Annotated in this window: 20 protein-coding genes; 6 read left to right on the plus strand and 14 right to left on the minus strand. The window is 62.9% G+C overall.

Annotated elements, in window-relative coordinates; translation table 11 throughout:
* Positions 1 to 14 precede the first annotated feature (14 nt).
* From FVE66_RS07560 to FVE66_RS07585, 6 genes are read left to right on the plus strand one after another with little or no spacing between them, the layout of a single operon-like run.
* Positions 15 to 212 carry a hypothetical protein gene (locus FVE66_RS07560; RefSeq protein WP_151446788.1) on the plus strand — a complete coding sequence of 66 codons (198 nt, stop codon included), beginning with the start codon at positions 15 to 17 and terminating at the stop codon, positions 210 to 212.
* Positions 209 to 1,447, plus strand: coding sequence for an ABC transporter substrate-binding protein (locus FVE66_RS07565; protein ID WP_151446789.1), 1,239 nt, complete (start codon positions 209 to 211; stop codon positions 1,445 to 1,447). The genes FVE66_RS07560 and FVE66_RS07565 overlap by 4 nt, the downstream gene beginning before the upstream one ends.
* A 27-nt stretch (positions 1,448 to 1,474) precedes the next feature.
* A complete protein-coding gene (locus FVE66_RS07570; RefSeq protein WP_151446790.1) occupies positions 1,475 to 2,359 on the plus strand; it encodes a branched-chain amino acid ABC transporter permease in 885 nt (294 codons plus the stop codon).
* Between the two features lie 4 nt (positions 2,360 to 2,363).
* Positions 2,364 to 3,374, plus strand: a complete 1,011-nt coding sequence (locus FVE66_RS07575; RefSeq protein WP_151446791.1) for a branched-chain amino acid ABC transporter permease — start codon at positions 2,364 to 2,366, stop codon at positions 3,372 to 3,374.
* Positions 3,371 to 4,114, plus strand: a complete 744-nt coding sequence (locus FVE66_RS07580) for an ABC transporter ATP-binding protein (protein WP_151446792.1) — start codon at positions 3,371 to 3,373, stop codon at positions 4,112 to 4,114. The genes FVE66_RS07575 and FVE66_RS07580 overlap by 4 nt, the downstream gene beginning before the upstream one ends.
* A 10-nt stretch (positions 4,115 to 4,124) precedes the next feature.
* Entirely contained in the window at positions 4,125 to 4,829 is a 705-nt protein-coding gene (locus FVE66_RS07585) for an ABC transporter ATP-binding protein (RefSeq protein WP_151446793.1), read from the plus strand.
* A 63-nt stretch (positions 4,830 to 4,892) separates the two neighbouring features.
* Here FVE66_RS07585 and FVE66_RS07590 read toward each other — a convergent pair whose 3' ends face one another.
* The 14 genes from FVE66_RS07590 to pyrH all read right to left on the minus strand — a co-directional run bounded on the left by FVE66_RS07590 (position 4,893) and on the right by pyrH (position 18,446).
* On the minus strand, positions 4,893 to 5,690 hold the full coding sequence (locus tag FVE66_RS07590; protein WP_151446794.1) for a TrmH family RNA methyltransferase: 798 nt from the start codon (positions 5,688 to 5,690) through the stop codon (positions 4,893 to 4,895).
* Positions 5,687 to 6,343 carry a ribonuclease HII gene (gene rnhB / locus FVE66_RS07595; RefSeq protein ID WP_151446795.1) on the minus strand — a complete coding sequence of 219 codons (657 nt, stop codon included), beginning with the start codon at positions 6,341 to 6,343 and terminating at the stop codon, positions 5,687 to 5,689. The genes FVE66_RS07590 and rnhB overlap by 4 nt, the downstream gene beginning before the upstream one ends.
* Entirely contained in the window at positions 6,340 to 7,566 is a 1,227-nt protein-coding gene (gene lpxB / locus FVE66_RS07600) for a lipid-A-disaccharide synthase (protein WP_421829308.1), read from the minus strand. Before lpxB ends, rnhB begins: the two co-directional genes overlap by 4 nt.
* Positions 7,550 to 8,338, minus strand: coding sequence for an acyl-ACP--UDP-N-acetylglucosamine O-acyltransferase (lpxA, locus tag FVE66_RS07605; RefSeq protein WP_151446796.1), 789 nt, complete (start codon positions 8,336 to 8,338; stop codon positions 7,550 to 7,552). Before lpxA ends, lpxB begins: the two co-directional genes overlap by 17 nt.
* A 2-nt stretch (positions 8,339 to 8,340) precedes the next feature.
* The gene (gene fabZ / locus FVE66_RS07610; RefSeq protein ID WP_151447246.1) at positions 8,341 to 8,808 is read right to left on the minus strand and encodes a 3-hydroxyacyl-ACP dehydratase FabZ; all 468 of its coding nucleotides are present in this window, start codon (positions 8,806 to 8,808) and stop codon (positions 8,341 to 8,343) included.
* Positions 8,809 to 8,824: 16 nt separating this feature from the next.
* Positions 8,825 to 9,892: a UDP-3-O-(3-hydroxymyristoyl)glucosamine N-acyltransferase gene (lpxD, locus tag FVE66_RS07615; RefSeq protein WP_151446797.1), complete on the minus strand. Its 1,068-nt coding sequence runs from the start codon at positions 9,890 to 9,892 to the stop codon at positions 8,825 to 8,827.
* 25 nt (positions 9,893 to 9,917) lie between these two features.
* On the minus strand, positions 9,918 to 10,430 hold the full coding sequence (locus tag FVE66_RS07620; RefSeq protein ID WP_151446798.1) for an OmpH/Skp family outer membrane protein: 513 nt from the start codon (positions 10,428 to 10,430) through the stop codon (positions 9,918 to 9,920).
* A gap of 77 nt (positions 10,431 to 10,507) precedes the next feature.
* Positions 10,508 to 12,841 carry an outer membrane protein assembly factor BamA gene (bamA, locus tag FVE66_RS07625; protein WP_151446799.1) on the minus strand — a complete coding sequence of 778 codons (2,334 nt, stop codon included), beginning with the start codon at positions 12,839 to 12,841 and terminating at the stop codon, positions 10,508 to 10,510.
* Between the two features lie 84 nt (positions 12,842 to 12,925).
* Positions 12,926 to 14,293, minus strand: coding sequence for an RIP metalloprotease RseP (gene rseP / locus FVE66_RS07630; protein ID WP_151446800.1), 1,368 nt, complete (start codon positions 14,291 to 14,293; stop codon positions 12,926 to 12,928).
* Complete coding sequence (gene ispC / locus FVE66_RS07635; RefSeq protein WP_151446801.1) at positions 14,290 to 15,489, minus strand: 1-deoxy-D-xylulose-5-phosphate reductoisomerase; 1,200 nt, start codon at positions 15,487 to 15,489, stop codon at positions 14,290 to 14,292. The genes rseP and ispC overlap by 4 nt, the downstream gene beginning before the upstream one ends.
* 10 nt (positions 15,490 to 15,499) lie before the next feature.
* Positions 15,500 to 16,318 (minus strand): phosphatidate cytidylyltransferase, encoded by an 819-nt coding sequence (locus FVE66_RS07640; protein ID WP_151446802.1) that lies wholly within the window; start codon positions 16,316 to 16,318, stop codon positions 15,500 to 15,502.
* On the minus strand, positions 16,318 to 17,076 hold the full coding sequence (gene uppS, locus FVE66_RS07645) for a polyprenyl diphosphate synthase (protein ID WP_151446803.1): 759 nt from the start codon (positions 17,074 to 17,076) through the stop codon (positions 16,318 to 16,320). The genes FVE66_RS07640 and uppS overlap by 1 nt, the downstream gene beginning before the upstream one ends.
* A 55-nt stretch (positions 17,077 to 17,131) precedes the next feature.
* Positions 17,132 to 17,692 carry a ribosome recycling factor gene (gene frr / locus FVE66_RS07650; protein WP_151446804.1) on the minus strand — a complete coding sequence of 187 codons (561 nt, stop codon included), beginning with the start codon at positions 17,690 to 17,692 and terminating at the stop codon, positions 17,132 to 17,134.
* Positions 17,693 to 17,729: 37 nt separating this feature from the next.
* The gene (gene pyrH / locus FVE66_RS07655; protein WP_151446805.1) at positions 17,730 to 18,446 is read right to left on the minus strand and encodes a UMP kinase; all 717 of its coding nucleotides are present in this window, start codon (positions 18,444 to 18,446) and stop codon (positions 17,730 to 17,732) included.
* Between the last annotated feature and the right edge of the window lie 81 nt (positions 18,447 to 18,527).

The raw sequence follows: 18,527 nt of genomic DNA on the forward strand, positions 1-18,527 counted from the left end.
GTGAGCAAGGAAAGTTGAAGCAGGAGAATCACCCGGCAAACAGCAAAGGAAAGCAGAAAAGGAAAGCAGGAAGCAGCAAAAAAAAGCAGCAAAAAATGCAGCAAAAAAAAAAGCAGCATCGAAGTAATCGGGCACAAGCGAAAAAAGCAACAAAAGCAACAAAAGCAAGCACTCGCGACCACACCATCGATCTATCGAGGAGACAGAAATGACGCAGTCCACACATAACAAGCATCGCCGCATGATAGTAGGCGCCGGCCTGGCAGCAGCCAGCTCGCCGCTCTGGTTCAACATTGCGCAGGCCCAGAGCACGCCGATCCGGATCGGCTTTCCGGTGCCGCTGACCGGTCCTTTCTCTGCCGAAGCACAGGACCAGGTGCGCGCGGCCCAGCTCGCCGTCAACGAATGGAACGCCGCTGGCGGCTTCAACGGCCGCAAGGCCGAGTTGCTGGTGCGCGACGACAAGCTCAACCCGGGCGAGGCTGCCACCCGCACGCTGGAACTGATTGAAAAAGACAAGGCCGATTTCATCGTCGGTTCCTTGTCAGCTGCGACGCAGCTGTCGATCAACGCCGTCTGCCGCGACCGCAAGATCCTGTTCAACTCGATCAGTCAGTCCGATGCGATCAACGAAGCCAAGGACTGGAGCCTGTTCACGTTCCATGAAGCGCTCAATCCGCACTTGACCGCCGGCGCGGTCGCCCGCTATGCCTTCCCGAAATACGGCAAGACCGTGGTCTACCTGACCGCCGACTATGCTTATGGCCATGAAATGGTGCGCGGCTTCCAGCGCGCCGGCCAGGCTCTCGGCACCAAAATGCTGGCTGACATCCGGCACCCGATTGGCACCGCCGATTACTCCGCCTTCCTGCCGCGCATCCAGGCGCTCAAGCCGGACATGATCGTGCTGAACAACTTCGGCCGCGACAATATCAACTCGGTCAAGCAGATCACCGACTTCGGCCTGAAAGCCAAATCCAAGGTCATTGTCCCGGTTCTGCTGTTCACCGCGCGCGTGGCTGGCGGCGCCGACGCCTACGAAGGCGTCATGGGCGGAACTTCCTATTACTGGGGCATGGAAGACACCGTTCCCAGCGCCAAGGCGTTCAACGACAAATTCCGCAAAGCCTATGGCGGCGCGGTGCCGTCCGACTACGGCGCGCTCGGCTATGCCGGCGTGCGCAGCGTGCTGCAGGCAGTGCTGAACGCCAAGTCCACCGATTCGACCAAGGTCAGCATTGCGCTGCGCCAGTTGCGCTACGACTTCTACAAGGGCGAACAGTTCTACCGCAAGTGCGACCACCAGTCGGTGCAATCGGTGGTCATCGTCGAGTCCAAGTCCAAGGGCAAGGACAAGAACGACGTGTTCAAGGTTCTCGCCGTCGAAAAGCCGAACGAGGCGAACTTGCGCAGTTGCGACGAGCTCGGCCACAAGATAAGCACCTGAACCAGATAGCCGAGGAGGACAACACACATGGGCGACATCACGCTCTCACTGCTGGCAGCACAACTGATGACCGGCATCGCGCTGGGCGCAGTGTATGCGTTGCTGGCGATCGGCCTGTCACTGATATTCGGCATGCTGACCGTCGTCAATTTCGCGCATGGAGCGTTTTTCATGGTGGGCGCCTTCCTCGGCGTCTATTTCATCGCGCTGACCGGAAATTTCTGGTTCAGCCTGGTGCTTACCCCGCTGGCAGTCGGTGCCATCGGGCTGGTGACCGAGCGTTTCCTGGTGCGGCCCTTGTACGGGCGCGGCATCGACTATCCGCTTCTGCTTACCTTCGGCCTGTCGTATGTAATGATCGAGGCGATGCGGGTGGCGTTCGGCATCGAAGGCATGCCGACGTCGACGCCGCCTGAACTGCGGGGCGCGGTCAACCTCGGCTTCGGCCATTTCCCGCTGTACCGCCTGTTCCTGATCGGCGCCACCGCGGTAGTGATATTAGGGCTGTGGCTGTTCATCGAGAAAACCCGCTTCGGCCTGATCATCCGGGCCGGTTCGCGCGATCCCGAAATCGTGCGGGTGCTGGGCATCGATGTGTCGCGGGTGTGGCTGATCGTGTTCGGAATCGGCACCGCGATCGCCGGCCTGTCCGGCGTGCTGGCGGCGCCGACGCGGGCGGTCAACCCCGAAATGGGCATACCGATCCTGGCCGAATCTTTCGTAGTGACGGTGGTCGGCGGCATGGGCTCACTGCCCGGTGCCGTGGTGGCCGGCCTGTTGGTCGGCGTGGTGTTCAGCATGACTTCGCTGTTCGCGCCGGAACTGGCCGAACTGTCGATCTTCGTGCTGATGGCTGTGGTGCTGCTGATCCGGCCGCAAGGCTTCTTCGGCAAAGCCGGACTGATGAGTTAAGACCATGCAGAATTTCATTTCCCTGATTGCCCGGAACCGGGTAGCAGCCGTGCTGCTGTTCCTGCTGATATTCCCGCTGGTGATGCCGTACGAGGCGCTGGCGATCAACATCCTGATCTTCGGCCTGTATGCGGTCGGCCTGAACCTGCTGTTCGGCTACACCGGCATGCTGTCCTTCGGCCATGCGGCTTTCTTCGGCGTCGGCAGCTATGCGACCGGCATCGCCATGGTGCACTTCAACGTGCACTGGGTGCCGGCGATCGTGATCGGCGTGATCGGCTCCTTGATAGTGGGCGCCATCGTCGGCTATCTTGCCATTCGGACCCGCGGCATCTATTTCTCGATGGTGACGCTGGCGCTGGGGCAGATCGTGTACTACGGCTTCTACAAGGCAGAGCGCTGGACCGGCGGTGAAAACGGCCTGCGCGGCATCAAGGTCGAGAAGATACAGTTGCCCGGCATCGAACTCGATTTCCTGCATCCCTTGACCAAGTACTACATCCTGTTCGTGTTCGTGGCGCTGGCGTTGTGGTTCGTTTCGCGCGTGCTGAACTCGCCGTTCGGCGCCGTCATCGAAGCCATCCGCGAAAACGAAAAGCGCACCGCCGCCTGTGGCTTTGACGTCGCCCGCAGCAAGCTGCTGGTGTTCGTCATATCGGCCGGCGTGTGCGGACTGGCCGGCACGCTGCGCGCGCTGCACTTGTCCATCGTGCCTGTCGATTCGCTGCACTACGTCCAGTCCGGCCAAGGCATCATGATGTGCCTGCTCGGCGGCATGGGCACCTTCTTCGGCCCCTTCGTCGGCGCCGCGGTATTCCTGTACCTGGAAGACGTGGTGACGGCAATGACCAAGCACTGGATGGCGGTGGTCGGCGTGGTTTTCATGCTGTTCGTGCTGTTCTTCCCGAAAGGCATCTGGGGCAGCATCGTCGGCTGGGCCCTGCGTTATGCCGGGCATGAACAGAAAGCGGCGGTCGCGCCGCTGGCCGCGGATGCTGCGGGGGCCGCAAAATGAGCACACCGATCCTTGAAGTGGAAGGCATCACCCAGCGCTTCGGCGGCTTCCGTGCGCTCAACGACATCAACGTCAGCTTCCAGCCCGGCAAGCTGACCGCGATCATCGGCCCCAATGGCGCTGGCAAGAGCACGTTTTTCAATGTCGTCAGCGGGGCATTCCCGCCCAGCGAGGGGCGGATACGCTACCAGGGCCGCGACATCACCGGCATGCCGCAGCATGAATTCGCGCGCATCGGCATCGCCAAGAGTTTCCAGATCACGAACGTGTTCAAGCAGTTGTCGGCGCACGAGAACGTGCGCGTGGCGGCGCAGATGCGGCGCGCCCGCTTTTCGCTGTGGCGCAACCGCGCGGACTTGCCGGAACTGATCGAACTGGCCGACCACCTGCTGGAACGAGTCGGATTGAGCGCGGTGCGCAACCGTCCGGCGGCCGACCTGGCGCACGGCCAGCAGCGAGCGCTGGAAATCGCGATGGCCCTGTCCTGCGATCCGACGCTACTGCTGATGGACGAGCCCACCGCCGGCATGTCGCCGCAGGAAACCACGGTGATGATGTCGCTGATCACCTCGCTGGCGCAGGAGCGCACCGTGATCCTGGTCGAGCACAAGATGAAGCTGGTGATGGGCATCTGCGAGCGCCTGATCGTGCTGCATCACGGCGAATTCCTGGCCGAGGGGACGCCTGATGAAATTCGCAACAACAGCGAAGTCAAGCGCGTCTACCTTGGGCAGAATTAAAGGAAAACCGATGCTGAAAGTAGACCGACTCAATGCCTGGTACGACCGCAGCCATGTGGTCCAGGACATTTCTTTCGAAGTGAAACCGGGCGAGATCGTCACGCTGATGGGCCGCAATGGCGCCGGCAAGACGACCACCCTGCGCACCATCATGGGACTGGTGGGCAAGCGCAGCGGCAGCGTCCTGTTCGACGGCCACGAGTGCCTGGCTTCAGCGCCGCATACGCGCTTCCATCTTGGCCTGGCCTATGTCCCGGAAGACCGGCGCATCGTGCAGGGCTTGACCGTGCGCGAGAACCTGCAACTGGGCCTGATCGCCTCGGCGGGGCGCCATCAGATGGCCGAGATGATCGAAGAGATCGCCGCAATCTTCCCGCGCCTGAAGGAACGTCTGGATCAGGACGGCACCTCGATGTCCGGCGGCGAGCAGCAGATGCTGGCGATCGCGCGGGCCATGATGGCAAAGCCCAAGATGATCCTGCTGGACGAGCCGTCGGAAGGCATCATGCCGATCCTGGTCGATGAAATGTTCCACCTGTTCCGCAAGATGAAGGAACAAGGCACCACCATCCTGCTGGTCGAACAGAACGTGGAACGTGCGCTATCGATTTCAGACCGGGCATATATCCTGGATCAGGGCGAGATCGTGCACACCGGGACCGCGGATGAATTGCTGGCGGACCGCGAGATACAGGAAAAGTACTGCGCGGTGTAAGAAGCCGGGAAGCCAGGAAGCCAGGACCATGCAGCGCAGGTCAGGGGCGGGACTCGAACGGGGTCAACCTGCCCCCGACTTCGCCACTTTCTGCCTGACCTGTTCGAAAAAGCACACGGCAGCACTGGCCGCGACATTCAGGGATTCGACCGGGCCGAGGTGCGGAATCGAGATGGATGCCGTGGTCAATGCCATCAGTTCATCGGATACGCCCTGCCCTTCATGGCCGAACAGCCATCCTGCTTCGCCGTGCAGGTCGAGCTCGTAGATGGTGGCGCTGGCATGCGAACTGGTCGCATAGACCGGTACCCTGGCCGTGCGCACACATTCGGCCAAGTCCACATTTTCATGAATGGTCAACGCAAAGTGCCCGCCCATCCCGGCACGCAACACCTTGCTCGACCACGCGAAGGCCGTCCCCGGGCCGCAGCAGATGACGCGGATGCCGGCTGCTGCTGCGCTGCGCAGGATGGAGCCGACATTGCCCGGATCCTGCACGTTGTCCAGCAGTACCGCCGATTCGGTCAGCACCGGCGCTGGTCCGGTGGACGGTGTGTCGATCACGAACAGCAGTTCGATGCCATGTTCGACCTGGCTCAGTTGGCCGAACAGTCCATCCGCCAGCACCAGGCAGCGCGCCCCGGCGCGGGCGACGATTGCAGCCACTTCGGGATTCGAGCGCGCGCTCTCGCCGACCACGCAGGTGTGCGGCAGGCCGACCTGGTCAAGGTAAGCCTGGCACAGGTGTATGCCGTCCAGCAGGCACTGGCCGGCCCGGCGCCTGGCTTGGGTGCTGGATGCCAGTTGCCGCAGTGCCTTGTACTGCGGATTGTCGCGGGAACTGATGTGCTTCTCGTTCATTGGTCTTGGTCCGGGATCGTGGCGGCATCCGCCCTGATTGCGCGCTCCAGTGCTGCCCTGACCGGCGCATACGACCGGCGGTGCACCGGCGACACGCCGTGCAAGGCCAGCCGTTCCAGATGCATGGCAGTCGGATAGCCCTTGTGCTGGTCGAAGCCGTATAGCGGGTATTGCTGGTGCAATTCCTGCAGCGCAGCGTCGCGCGCGGTCTTGGCCAGGATGGAGGCGGCGGATATGGCCGGGATCAGGTCATCGCCGCCGACCACTGCTTCGCTCGGGATGTCGATCACCGGGCAGCGGTTGCCGTCGATCAGGGCCAGCGTGGGTGTCACCGCCAGTCCCTCGATTGCGCGCCGCATGGCCAGCATGCTGGCCTGCAGGATGTTGATCTGGTCGATCTCGGCTTCGGAACACTGGGCCACGCTCCATGCGATCGCGCAGGCGCGGATCTGCGCTGCCAGTTCATCGCGCCGCTCGGCGCTCAGCTTCTTGGAGTCGCGCAGGCCGTCGATCGGCCGGTCGGGGTCGAGTATCACTGCCGCTGCATACACCGGCCCTGCCAGTGGTCCGCGCCCGGCTTCATCGACGCCGCAGACCAGCCGGTCGCCGTAGTCGAACAGCGGCAATGCCAGGGTGGCGCTACGCTTTTTCATGGGCGCTTGCCCTGCGGTGTCCGGTGCTCCGCCATCACTTCCAGCACGGCTTCCGCGCTCAGGGTGGCGGTATTGCGCAGCAGGTCGTGATGCATCATCGTGAAACGGTCCTGCAGGCGCGTGCGCAGACCTTGGTCCTCGAGCTGGCGCGACAAGGCATCGGCGATCGCCTGCGGCGTGGCGGCGTGCTGCAGCAGCTCGGGCACCACGAACTCGCGCGCAAGGATGTTCGGCAACCCGATCCAGGGCTGGTAGCCCATGTGACGCAGTACCTGCCATGACGCCGCCATCATCTTGTAGGCGATCACCATCGGCTTCTTGAACAGCGCGACTTCCAGCGTGGCCGTGCCTGATGCGACCAGCACGGCATCGGCCGCGGCGATGGCGGCATGCGACTGGCCTTCGAGGATTTCGAGCGGCACATCGGACAGGCCGGCCTTGGCCAGCAGTTGCCTGAAATACGCGGCCTTGGCTGCGCCGGCCATCGGCGCGATCAGGCGCAGAGAGGGATTGCGCTTGAGCAGCAAGGCCGCCGCCTCGACAAAGGTGGCGGCGTTGTAGCGCAATTCGGACATCCGGCTGCCGGGCAGGATGGCCAGCACGGCGCCATGTTCGGGCAGTCCAAGGCTGGCGCGCGCCGCGCCGGTGTCCGGCTCCATGGGAATCACTTCTGCCATCGGATGGCCGACATAGGTCACCGGAATGCCGGCCTGGCGGTAGATCTCTTCCTCGAACGGGAACACGACCAGCATGTGCGACACGGCGCGTGCAATCTTCTTGATGCGCGATCCGCGCCAGGCCCAGATCGACGGACTGATGAAATGCACGGTCGGAATGCCGGCCTCGCGCAACTGCATCTCGAGGCCGAGGTTGAAGTCCGGCGCGTCGACACCGATGAAGACGGCCGGCCGCTCCTTGAGCAGGCGGTCGCGCAAGGAGGTCTGTATGCCCTTGATCTCTCGGTAATGCGCCAGCACTTCGAACAGTCCGCGCACGGCCAGCTTGTCCATGGAGACGTCGCTCTGGAAGCCCCAGCGGGCCATTTCGGGGCCGCCAATGCCATGCAGGCGGGCATGGGGCAGGCGCGGGCGCAGCCCGGACAGCAGGCGGCCGGCCAGCAGGTCGCCCGAGGTCTCGCCGGCGACCATGGCAATCGACACTGCCTCGTCCGGCGTCACCCTGGAGGAAATGCGTTGCCCCGTCTGGTCAGCGGACGATGCCACGAGTCGCGCTGTCCAGGAACTTGCGGATGGCCAGGATGTGTGGCGCGGCCACCGGATCGCCCGCTGCCTCCGCCTCCAGCGCAGCCTTGGCTTGTTCCAGGGTCAGGCTCGATTTGTAGAGCAGCTTGTAGGCGCTGCGTATGCCCTGGATTTCTTCCGGGGAAAAGCCGCGACGGCGAAGGCCCTCGACGTTGATGCCGCGTGGCGCGACCGGGCTGCCGCCGGCCAGCACGAATGGCGGGACGTCCTGGCTCAGGCTGGCGTTCATGCCGACGAAGGCGTGCGCGCCGATCTTGCAGAACTGATGAACGGCGGCAAAGCCCGACAGGATCGCATGGTCGCCGACGTGGACGTGCCCGGCGAGCGTGGCGTTGTTCGAAAAAATCGTGTGGCTGCCGACCTGGCAGTCATGCGCCAGGTGGACGTAGGCCAGTATCCAGTTATCGCTGCCCAGCCGGGTGACGCTGGCGTCCTGTACCGTGCCGGTATTGAACGAACAGAACTCGCGTATGGTGTTGCGGTCGCCGATCTCCAGGCGAGTGTCCTCGCCGGCGTATTTTTTGTCTTGTGGCGCCGCACCGAGCGAGCAGAACTGGAAAATGTGGTTGTCGCGGCCAATCGTGGTGTGGCCTTCGATCACGACATGCGGGCCGACACGGGTGCCGGCGCCGATCGTCACGTTGGGACCGATGATGCTGTAGGGACCGACTTCGACCGTCGCGTCCAGCGCCGCCTTCGGATCGACGATTGCCGTCGGATGGATACGCGTCATGCTTATACCGCCGGCCGGCTGGCGTCCTGTGCGCTGCGCATCGTGCACATCAGTTCGGCTTCGACGGCGGTCTTGCCGTCGACAGTGGCGCGAGCCGTGTATTTGTAGATGCCGCGCGCGGCACGGATCAGCGAAACTTCCATGCGCAGCTGGTCGCCCGGCTCCACCGGCCGCTTGAAGCGGGCATTGTCGATACCGGCAAAGTACACCACCGAATTCTCGTCCGGCTTCTGGCCCATTGACAGGAAGGACAGCAGCGCGGCGGTCTGCGCCAGCGCCTCGATCATCATCACGCCCGGCATCACCGGCTTGTGCGGGAAATGGCCGTTGAAGAATTCTTCGTTGATCGTCACGTTCTTGATGGCAACGATGTTCTTGTTGGGTTCCCAGTCCAGCACGCGGTCGACCAGCAGCAGCGGGTATCTGTGCGGCAGGTATTCCTTGATCTGGTTGATGTCCAGCGTTTTCATTTCTTGCGGTTGCATGTCAGGGTTCTTCTTTCTTGACTTTTAGTTCTTTCAGTTCCTTGAGAGCTTTTTCAAGCTCGCGTATCTTGTCCCGCATCGAACCGAGGTTGCGCACGATGGCCGCGCTTTTTTCCCAGTCGGCATTCTTGGCCAGCGGATAGAATCCGGTGTACTGCCCAGGCTCGTGTATCGAACGCGACACCAGGCTGCCCGACGACACATGCACATTATCGGCGATCGTCAGGTGGCCCAGCACCATGGCGGCACCGCCGAAGGTGCAATGACGGCCTATGCGGGCGCTGCCTGCCACACCCACGCAGCCCGCCATCGCAGTATTCGCACCGATGTGACAGTTATGCGCTATCTGGATCTGGTTGTCGAGCTTGACCCCGTCCTCGATCACGGTATCGGACAGCGCGCCACGGTCGATCGTGGTGCTGGCGCCAACCTGCACATCATCGCCGATGATGACTCGCCCGGTTTGCGGGATCTTGATCCAGGCACCGCCTTCATTCGCAAACCCGAAGCCATCACCGCCGATCACCGCGCCGGAATGGACGATGCCGCGTTCGCCGATTTCACAGCCGGCATGGAAGGTGACGTTGGCGAAAAAATGCGTGCCACGGCCAATGCGCGCACCGCGGCCGACGAAGCAGCCACTGTCCAGCACGCAATCGTCGGCCACCTCGGCCCCCGCCTCCACCGTCACGTGCGGCCCTATGCAGGCCGTGCCCGCAATCCGGGCCGTCGGGTCAACAGCTGCGGTGTGATGGATGCCGGGAATTACCGGCGGTGCATTCAGCGCCGCGAAGTGCTGCGCCGCACGAGCAAACCATGCGTAAGGATTCGGCGTCAACACGCGCGATCCGGCATAAGCCGGCCCGAGCGCTTCGCTGTCTGCCACGCTCAGCACCAGTGCCGCGGCCTGGCTGCTGCGCGCCTGGTCACGGAGTTTTCGATTTGAAAGGAAGGTGACCTGCGAGGCGTCGGCGCTGTCGATCGGCGCGATGCCTGTCACGACCAGATCGGGGTTGCCGACCAGCTCTCCACCCAGGCGCTCGACCAGTTCTGCAAGACGTGTGCTCATCGTCGCCGGCGGCGGGCCCTGCCCGTTATTTGCTGTTGTTCAGCGTCCTGATCACCTTGTCGGTGATGTCGAGACGCGGATTCACGTACACCGCTTCCTGGAACACGATGTCGTACTTCTCGGCCTCGGCGATCTGTTTGATCACGCGGTTGGCGCGTTCAAGCACGGTGGACAGTTCCTCGTTGCGGCGCTGGTTCAGGTCTTCACGGAATTCACGCTGCTTGCGCTGGAAATCCTTGTCGAGATCGGCCAGCTCGCGCTGGCGGCGATTGCGGTCCGATTCGGATAGCACAGGCGCATCCTTGTCCAGTTTCTCGGACATGCTCTTGATACGGCTGGCGATGTCCTGCAATTCCTTCTCGCGCTTGGAAAACTCCTGCTCGATCTTGGCGGTGGCCGCCTTGGCCGGCGCAGCATCGCGGAAAATCCGCTCGGTGCTGACGAAACCGATCTTGCCGTCCTGGGCGACGGCGTCAGCCATCAGGCATGTGGACGCGGCGAAAATCGCGAACAATTTCTTGAGATTATGTGATGACATCAAGATTCTCTCCGTATCTGTTGCTATGTACTGTAATCAATGTGACGAAAATTCCGCCGGAAATCAGAGGCCGGAAATCAGAAACCTGTTCCCAGCTGGAACTGGAATGCCTGTTTCCGGTCGGCGTCTTTTGCGTTAAGCGGCGAACCGAAGCTGAGCTTCAGCGGTCCGACTGGCGAAATCCAGCTTATGCCCAAGCCGACAGAATAGCGCAGGTTGGCGGTCTGGATTTTTTCTCCGGCGTCCAGGTTGAACACCTGGCCGGCGTCGAAGAAGGTAAACCAGCGCAAGGTGCGGTCGGCGCCCGGTACCGGGAACTGCAATTCGGCGTTGGCGATCAGGCGCGCCTGGCCGCCGGTCGGATCGACACCGGTCACCGGACTCACCTGCAGCGATGACCCGGAAAAGCCGCGCACCGAGCCGATGCCGCCAGCGAAGTAGTTCTTGAACACCGGATAAGTCTGGCCAAACAGCCCCTTGCCGTAATTGACCTCGCCATTCAGCGCCAGTACCGAAGTGCGGGCCGCGTTCATCGGCCGGAAATACTGTTGCTGGTAGGTGGTCCGGTAGTAACGCAGCGAACCGGCTGGCGCGACCTCGAGGTTGGCGCGCTGGTAGCGGCCGGTGGTCGGGATCAGGGCGCTGTCGCGGTTGTCACGCTGCCAGGCAACCGTGAAGGGGAAGCTGTTGGTGCGGGCGTCGGTACCATTGCCAAAATCGTTGGTGTACTTCTGGTACAGCGCCGGACTGTTGAAATAGGTGTTGACCTCGGTACGCTCGTAGCCGACGCCGAAGAACACACGGTCGACTTCGGTGAACGGAACGCCGAAACGAATATTGCCGCCCAGGGTCTGGACCCGGAAATCGCCGTTGTAGATCAGCGGCGGACGAACCGTGCGCAGGAACACCTCATAGGTGCGGCTGACGCCATCGTCGGTGAAGTACGGATTGGTCTGCGAGAGCGCCAGGGTGCGATAGCGGCGGCTGGTATTGACGTCGACGCTGAGCGTATTGCCGGTGCCGAACACGTTCTGCTGCGAGATCGATCCGAGCAGGGTGAGTTTCTCGTCGGACGAGAAGCCGGCGCCGATGGTGATGGCGCCGGTAGGCTTCTCGGCCACGGTCATGTTGACGTCGACCTGGTCGGGCGTGCCCGGCACTTCCGGTGTTTCGATGTTGACTTCGGTGAAATAGCCCAGGCGGTCTACGCGATCGCGCGACAGCCGGATCTTGTCGCCGTCGTACCAGGAGCTTTCATACTGCCGGAATTCACGGCGCACGACTTCGTCCCGGGTGCGGGTATTGCCGGCGATATTGATGCGGCGGACATAGACGCGCTTGCCGGGATCGACCAGAACCGTGAAGGCGACTTCCCGCTTCTCGCGGTTGATCTCGGGGCTGGCATTGACGTTGGCGAAGGCATAGCCGAAGTTGCCCATGCGCTCGGTGATCTTCTTGATGCTGCCTTGCAGCTTCTCGCCGTTGTAGACCTCGCCTTTTTTCAGTTCGATCAGCGCGCGCAGTTCTTCTTCGCGTCCCAGCGTTTCGCCTTCCACCTTGATGTCGGAGACGGTGAATTTCTCGCCTTCGCTGATGCCGAAGGTGACATAGATATCCTTGCGGTCCGGCGTGATCGACACCTGGGTCGACTCGATCTGCATTTCGAGGTAGCCGCGGTTGAGGTAGAACGAGCGGATGGCTTCGATGTCGCCGGTCAGTTTTTGCCGGGAATACTGATCTGACTTGCTGAACCAGGTGAACCATCCCGGCGTGGTCAGCTTCAGCATGGCGCGTAGTTCTTTTTCGCTGAATGACTTGTTGCCGACGAAATTGATCTCGCGGATGCGGGCAGCCGTGCCCTCGTCGACGGCGAACGAGATGTTGACCCGGTTGCGCTCGATCGGCGTCACCGTGGTCGTGATCTGCGCGCCATACAGTCCGCGTGACAGGTATTGCCGCTTCAGTTCCTGCTCGGCGCGGTCGAGCAGCGCCTTGTCGTAGATGCGGGTTTCGGCCAGGCCGATTTCCTTGAGCGCCTTGACCAGCGTGTCACGGTCGAATTCCTTGGTGCCGGAGAATTCGACGGCGGCGATCGAAGGCCTCTCCTCGACCTGCACTACCAGCACATTGCCTTCGGCTTCGATGCGCACATCCTTGAACAAGCCGGTGGCGTACAAGGCCTTGATGGAGGCTGCGCCCTTTTCGTCGTTGAAGGTATCGCCGACCCGCACCGGCAGGTAGCTGAATACGGTCCCGGCTTCAGTACGTTGAATGCCCTCGACCCGGATGTCCTTGACGACGAAAGGATCGACCGCCAGCGCGGGGCCGGAACATAGTGCGAAGGCAGCAGCGGCGACGATACGGCGGGATAATTGAAGAGGCAGAGGCAGGCGCTGGAGTGGAAAGTTCATTGGCTTTTGTTATGTAATGATCGCGTACCGATGGCAGCGGCTGCCCGGTCGCACCGCCAGCCGCGCTCAGCAGCCAGATGCGACTCAGGAGATGAGCCGCACGATGTCGTTGAACATGGCGACCATCATCAGCGTCATCAGTATCCCGATACCCGCACGCTGCGCCAGCTCGCCGAATCGTTCGGATACTGGTCGCCCGGTCAAAACTTCGACTGAATAATACAGCAAAAGCCCCCCGTCCAGAACGGGGATGGGTAGCAAATTCATCACCCCAAGGCTGATGCTGATGAAGGCGATATAGCTGAGGAAGCTGATGATGCCTATGCGCGCGGTCTGGCCCGCGTAGTCCGCAATCGTGATGGGGCCGGTAATGTTCTTCCACGAGACTTCGCCGACCAGCATCTTGCCGAGCATGCGCAGGGTGAGCGTGCTGGTATCCCAGGTCTTGACTACCGCCTGTCCGAGCGCCTTGATCGGGCCGGAGCTGCTGACCGCCATCTCGGGCGCCATCGGCACCTCGGCCTGTATCCGTCCGAATGTCTTGCCGTCCTTGGACACCGGGGCCGGCGTCACGCTGAGCGTGAACGGCTGGCCCTGGCGCAGGCCGGTGAGCGTCAGCGCCCTCCCCGGTGCAGCGCGCACGGATTCGACGAAGGCCACGGCGTCGGCGACGGGTCGCCCATCGATCGCCGTGATGGCATCGCCGCTGCGCAGTCCGGCGCGCTCCGCGGGGCCGTCGGCGCCAATGCGGCCCAGAACGGCTGCCGGGCGGGCCAGGTCGAGCCCGAGCTTGCCGAGGAAATCGCCCTCGAGGTCGGCCACGCTCAGCATGTCCGTGCGCAGGCGCAGTTCCTCGGTGCGGCTGGCGCCCGGCCGTTGCGGGTCGGCGCGCATCACCTCGATGCGGGCGACCTCGCGGTCGACCGCGAGGTCGATCATCTTCCAGCGCAGGGTGGACCAGGAATCGACCGCCTGGCCGTTGACCCGGGTGACCAGGTCGCCGGCCTGGACGCCGGCCTGGGCCGCCGCGCTATGAGCCGGCGCTGCCCGCAGGCGGGCGGTCGGCTCCGGAATGCCGTACATGTAGAGACCGGCGAAAACCAGGATCGCCAGCAGGAAGTTGGCCAGCGGACCGGCGGCGACGATGATGATCCGGCGCCATACGGATTGCCGGGTGAATTCGCGGGCAAGGTCGGCGGGCGCGATCTTGCTCAGGTCCTGCTCGCGGGCATCCAGCATCTTGACGTAGCCGCCCAGCGGTAGCGCCGAGAGCGCCCATTCGGTCTGGTCGCGGCCGAAGCGGCGCGACCAGACGATCCGTCCCATTCCGACCGAGAATCGCAGCACCTTGACGCCGCACCAGCGCGCCGCAAGGTAATGGCCAAGTTCATGCACCACGACCAGCGTGCCAAGCACGACGAGAAAAGCCAGTACTGTCTGGATCAGCATCATGATGAGGTCGACCGGATGGTTGGCATCGTTCGGATAAGTGCCCGGGTTGTCTCGCGCGCCAGCTCGTCCTGTTCCAGCAAGCTCCCGATGTCGGTCACTGGCCCGGCGGGCAGGCGTTCCATTACGGTGGCGATCAGGCGATCGATGGTGCGAAATCCGATGCGACGATCAAGGAATGCGTCCACTGCAACCTCGTTGGCCGCATTCAGTATCGTCGCCGCGCTGCCGCCAGTCCGAAGGGCATCATACGCCAGTTTCAGGCAGGGAAAACGCCCGAGATCGGGGCGTTCGAAGCGCAGTTGCGCTATCTCGGCCAGATCCAGCGGCGCCACCCCGGACGCAATGCGTTCCGGCCAGGCCAGCGCATGGGCGATTGGCGTTCGCATGTCCGGATTGCCCAGCTGCGCCAGGACCGAGCCGTCGATATAGGACACCATCGAATGGATCACGCTTTGCGGATGGATCACCACCTCGATCTGGTCGGCAGAGGCGCCGAACAACCAGTGCGCCTCGATCACTTCCAGCCCCTTGTTCATCATGGTGGCGGAGTCGACCGATATCTTACGCCCCATCACCCATTTCGGATGGGCGACCGCTTCTTCCGGCGTGACCGTTTCCAGGGTGGCGACGTCGCGTTGCAGGAACGGCCCGCCGGAAGCCGTCAGCATTATTTTTGCAATGCCGTGCCCTTGCGGCACCCGCTGGTAACCGACCGGCAGGCACTGGAATACCGCATTGTGCTCGCTGTCGATGGGAAGCAGGGTCGCGCCGCTGGCGGCCACCGCATCCATGAACAGCTGGCCGGACATGACCAGCGCCTCCTTGTTGGCAAGCAGGACCTTCTTGCCGGCGTGCGCAGCGGCCAGCGTCGGCGCCAGCCCGGCTGCGCCCACGATGGCCGCCATCACCACATCGGTTTCATTGCCGCTGCTGATCTGGCACAGCGCTTCCTCGCCCCATGCGACCTCGGTCGGCAGGCGGCGTTCGCGCAGCAGCGTCGACAGGCGGGCCGCCGCATCGGCGCTGCCGACCACGGCCACCGCCGGCCGGAACCGCTCGCACAGCGCGGCCAGCTTCTCAACCTTGGAATTGGCGCTCAGCGCATGCACCTGATAGCGCTCGGGATGACGGGCGATCACGTCCAGCGTCGATTCGCCGATCGAGCCAGTGGCGCCCAGTATGGAAATGCGTTGCATCAGGATAGGCTCAAAGGCGCGCGCTCAGCAGGACCGCCAGCGGCAGCACGGGAATCAGCGCGTCGATCCGGTCCAGCACGCCGCCATGGCCCGGCAGCAGGTTGCTGCTGTCCTTGATCCCGGCGCGTCGCTTGAGTTGCGATTCGAACAGGTCGCCGACGACGCTGGCCACGGTGATCAGCGCCAGCACCACGCCGGCGCCGGCCCAGCCCCACTGCCGCTGCACCGCAGCCGGGAACGTATCCGCCAGGGACGGCAGCGAGGCTGCCAGCACGCCCAGCAACAGCACGCTGAGCAGCCCGCCGACCGCTCCTTCCCAAGTCTTGCCGGGTGAAATCGAGGGTGCCAGCTTGTGGCGGCCGAATGCGCGGCCGGAAAAATAGGCGCCAATATCGGCGGCCCAGACCAGCGCCATCACGGAAAACAGGTACAGGCCGGACATCCGGTACAGCGTGTCGAGCGCGGTGAAGCAGCCCAGGATTGCAATTGAATAGGTCAGGGCCAGCAACCGGCTGCCGATGCCGGACGCCGGCGGCAGGCCGAGCCCGAGCGCGGGCGCGAAGCGCAAGGCCCACAAGGCCACGCACAGCGCGAACAGGATCTGCGTCTGGTCCGGACGAAACTGGACCAGCACCAGCAGTAACACGCCGGTCCAGACGGCAGCCCCCAGCAATGGCCGCCGTAGTCCGAACAGCCGCATGCATTCCCAGGCGGCGGCGGCCTGGAAGGCAGCCAGCACCAGCACGAATGCGAGGAAGGATTGCGAATACACCACCGCCAGCAAGATAGCCAGCAGCACGACGGCGGTGATGACACGGGTCTTGAGCATCAGGAAGCCTTCTTGGATTCGACCAGCTGCTCGCTGGTACGTCCGAAGCGGCGTTCCCGCTGCTGGTACGAAGCAATCGCCAGGTCAAGCGCTTCGCCGTCGAAATCAGGCCAGTAAGTGTCAGTGAAATACAACTCGGTATAGGCCAGCTGCCAGAGCAGGAAATTGGAGATGCGCTCCTCGCCCCCGGTACGGATGAACAGGTCGGGCTCGGGCGCGTACGCCATCGACAGGTGCTGCGCCAGGTCTTCCTCGGTGAAGTCGGCGGCTGCGCCACCGGATGCGACCAGCTTCTTCATTGCCTGCAGGATGTCCCAGCGGCCGCCATAGTTGGCGCAGATCGTCAGCGTCAGGCCGCGGTTTCCAGCGGTCCTGGCCATCGCCACCGCGATCATCTCCTGCAGCCGCTTGTCGAAGCGCGACAGGTCGCCAACCACCTTCACGCGGATATCGTTGGCGTGCATCTTGGCGACTTCGCGCTCCAGCGCGGTCATGAACAGGCGCATCAGCACCGATACTTCATCGGCCGGACGGCGCCAGTTTTCGGAACTGAAGGCAAACAGCGTCAGGAACTGCACGCCGCGGGCCGCACAGGCTTCGACGATGGTCCTGACCGCTTCAACGCCCTTGGCATGGCCCGCCACCCGCGGCATGTAGCGGCTGGTGGCCCAGCGGCCATTGCCGTCCATGATGATGGCGACATGCTTTGGCACGGCCGTTACCAGCGGTATTACCTGGGTCGAACTGGAATGCGTCATGTGGTTTGGGCCAGATTGTGGGGAAACGGCAAAACGGCGCGCAGGAGACGATCCGTCAAACCTTCATCACCTCTTTTTCCTTCTCGGCGGCGAGCTTGTCGATTTCGGCAACGAACTTGTCGGTCAGCTTTTGCACCTCGTCCTGTGCGCGTCGCTCGTCGTCTTCGGAAACCGCCTTGTCCTTCACCAGTTTCTTCAGGCTTTCGTTCGCATCGCGGCGGATGTTGCGCACGGCGATCTTGGCATCCTCGGCTTCGCTCTTGACCAGCTTGACCATCTCCTTGCGGCGCTCCTCGGTCAGGGCCGGAGTCGGCACGCGGATGATGTCGCCCTGGGTGGCGGGGTTCAGGCCGAGATCGGATTCACGGATCGCTTTCTCGATCGCGGCGACCATTTTCTTTTCCCATGGCTGCACGCCAATGGTGCGCGCGTCCAGCAGCGTGACGTTGGCCACCTGGCTTATATGGGTCGACGTGCCGTAGTAATCGACCTGGACATGGTCCAGGATGCCAGGATGGGCGCGTCCGGTGCGGACTTTGGACAGATTCGACTTGAGAGTCTCAATCGACTTGTGCATCTTTTCTTCAGTGCTGTTTTTGACGTCGGCGATCGTCATGCGGCTCTCCTCAATTGCAGGGCGTGATTTTCTGGGTTCAAACGTGGACCAGGGTGCCTTCATCCTCACCCAGGATCACGCGTTGCAGCGCGCCGGGCTTGGTGATGGAGAACACCTTGATCGGGAGTTTCTGGTCGCGGCACAGCGCGAATGCGGTGGCGTCCATCACTTCCAGGTGACGGGCGATGGCCTCGTCGAAGGTGATGGTGGCGTAGCGGGTAGCGTGCGGATCTTTCTTGGGGTCGGCGCTGTAGACGCCATCGACCTTGGTCGCTTTCAGCACGATCTGGGCGCCAATCTCCGAACCGCGCAGCGCGGCGGCGGTGTCGGTCGTGAAGAACGGGTTGCCGGTACCGGCAGCGAACACCACGATCTTCCCTTCTTCCAGGTATTGCAGCGCCTTGGGACGGACGTAGGGTTCGACGATCTGCTCGATGGCGATCGCCGACATGACGCGGGCGGTCAGGCCAGCCTGGCGCATGGCGTCGGCCAGCGCCAGCGAGTTCATCACCGTGGCGAGCATGCCCATGTAGTCGGCGGTGGCACGGTCCATTCCCTGGGCGCCGGGGGCCACGCCGCGGAAGATGTTGCCGCCACCGATCACGATAGCCAGCTCCACACCCATCGCCGCGATACCCGCCACGTCTGCCACCATCCGGTCAATCGTCACCCGGTTGATGCCGTAGGCGTCATCGCCCATCAGCGCTTCACCGGAGAGTTTGAGGAGGACGCGCTTGTAGGCGGCTTTTGACATCGGTTCTGGCTCCTGTGTTCCGGTGGATTTGGGACCTTGACTATGCAAAGTCCCGGAATTATCGGACATTTTACTTTCCTG

This window comes from Lacisediminimonas profundi (assembly GCF_008831265.1).
Classification (GTDB): Bacteria; Pseudomonadota; Gammaproteobacteria; order Burkholderiales; family Burkholderiaceae_D; genus Lacisediminimonas; species Lacisediminimonas profundi.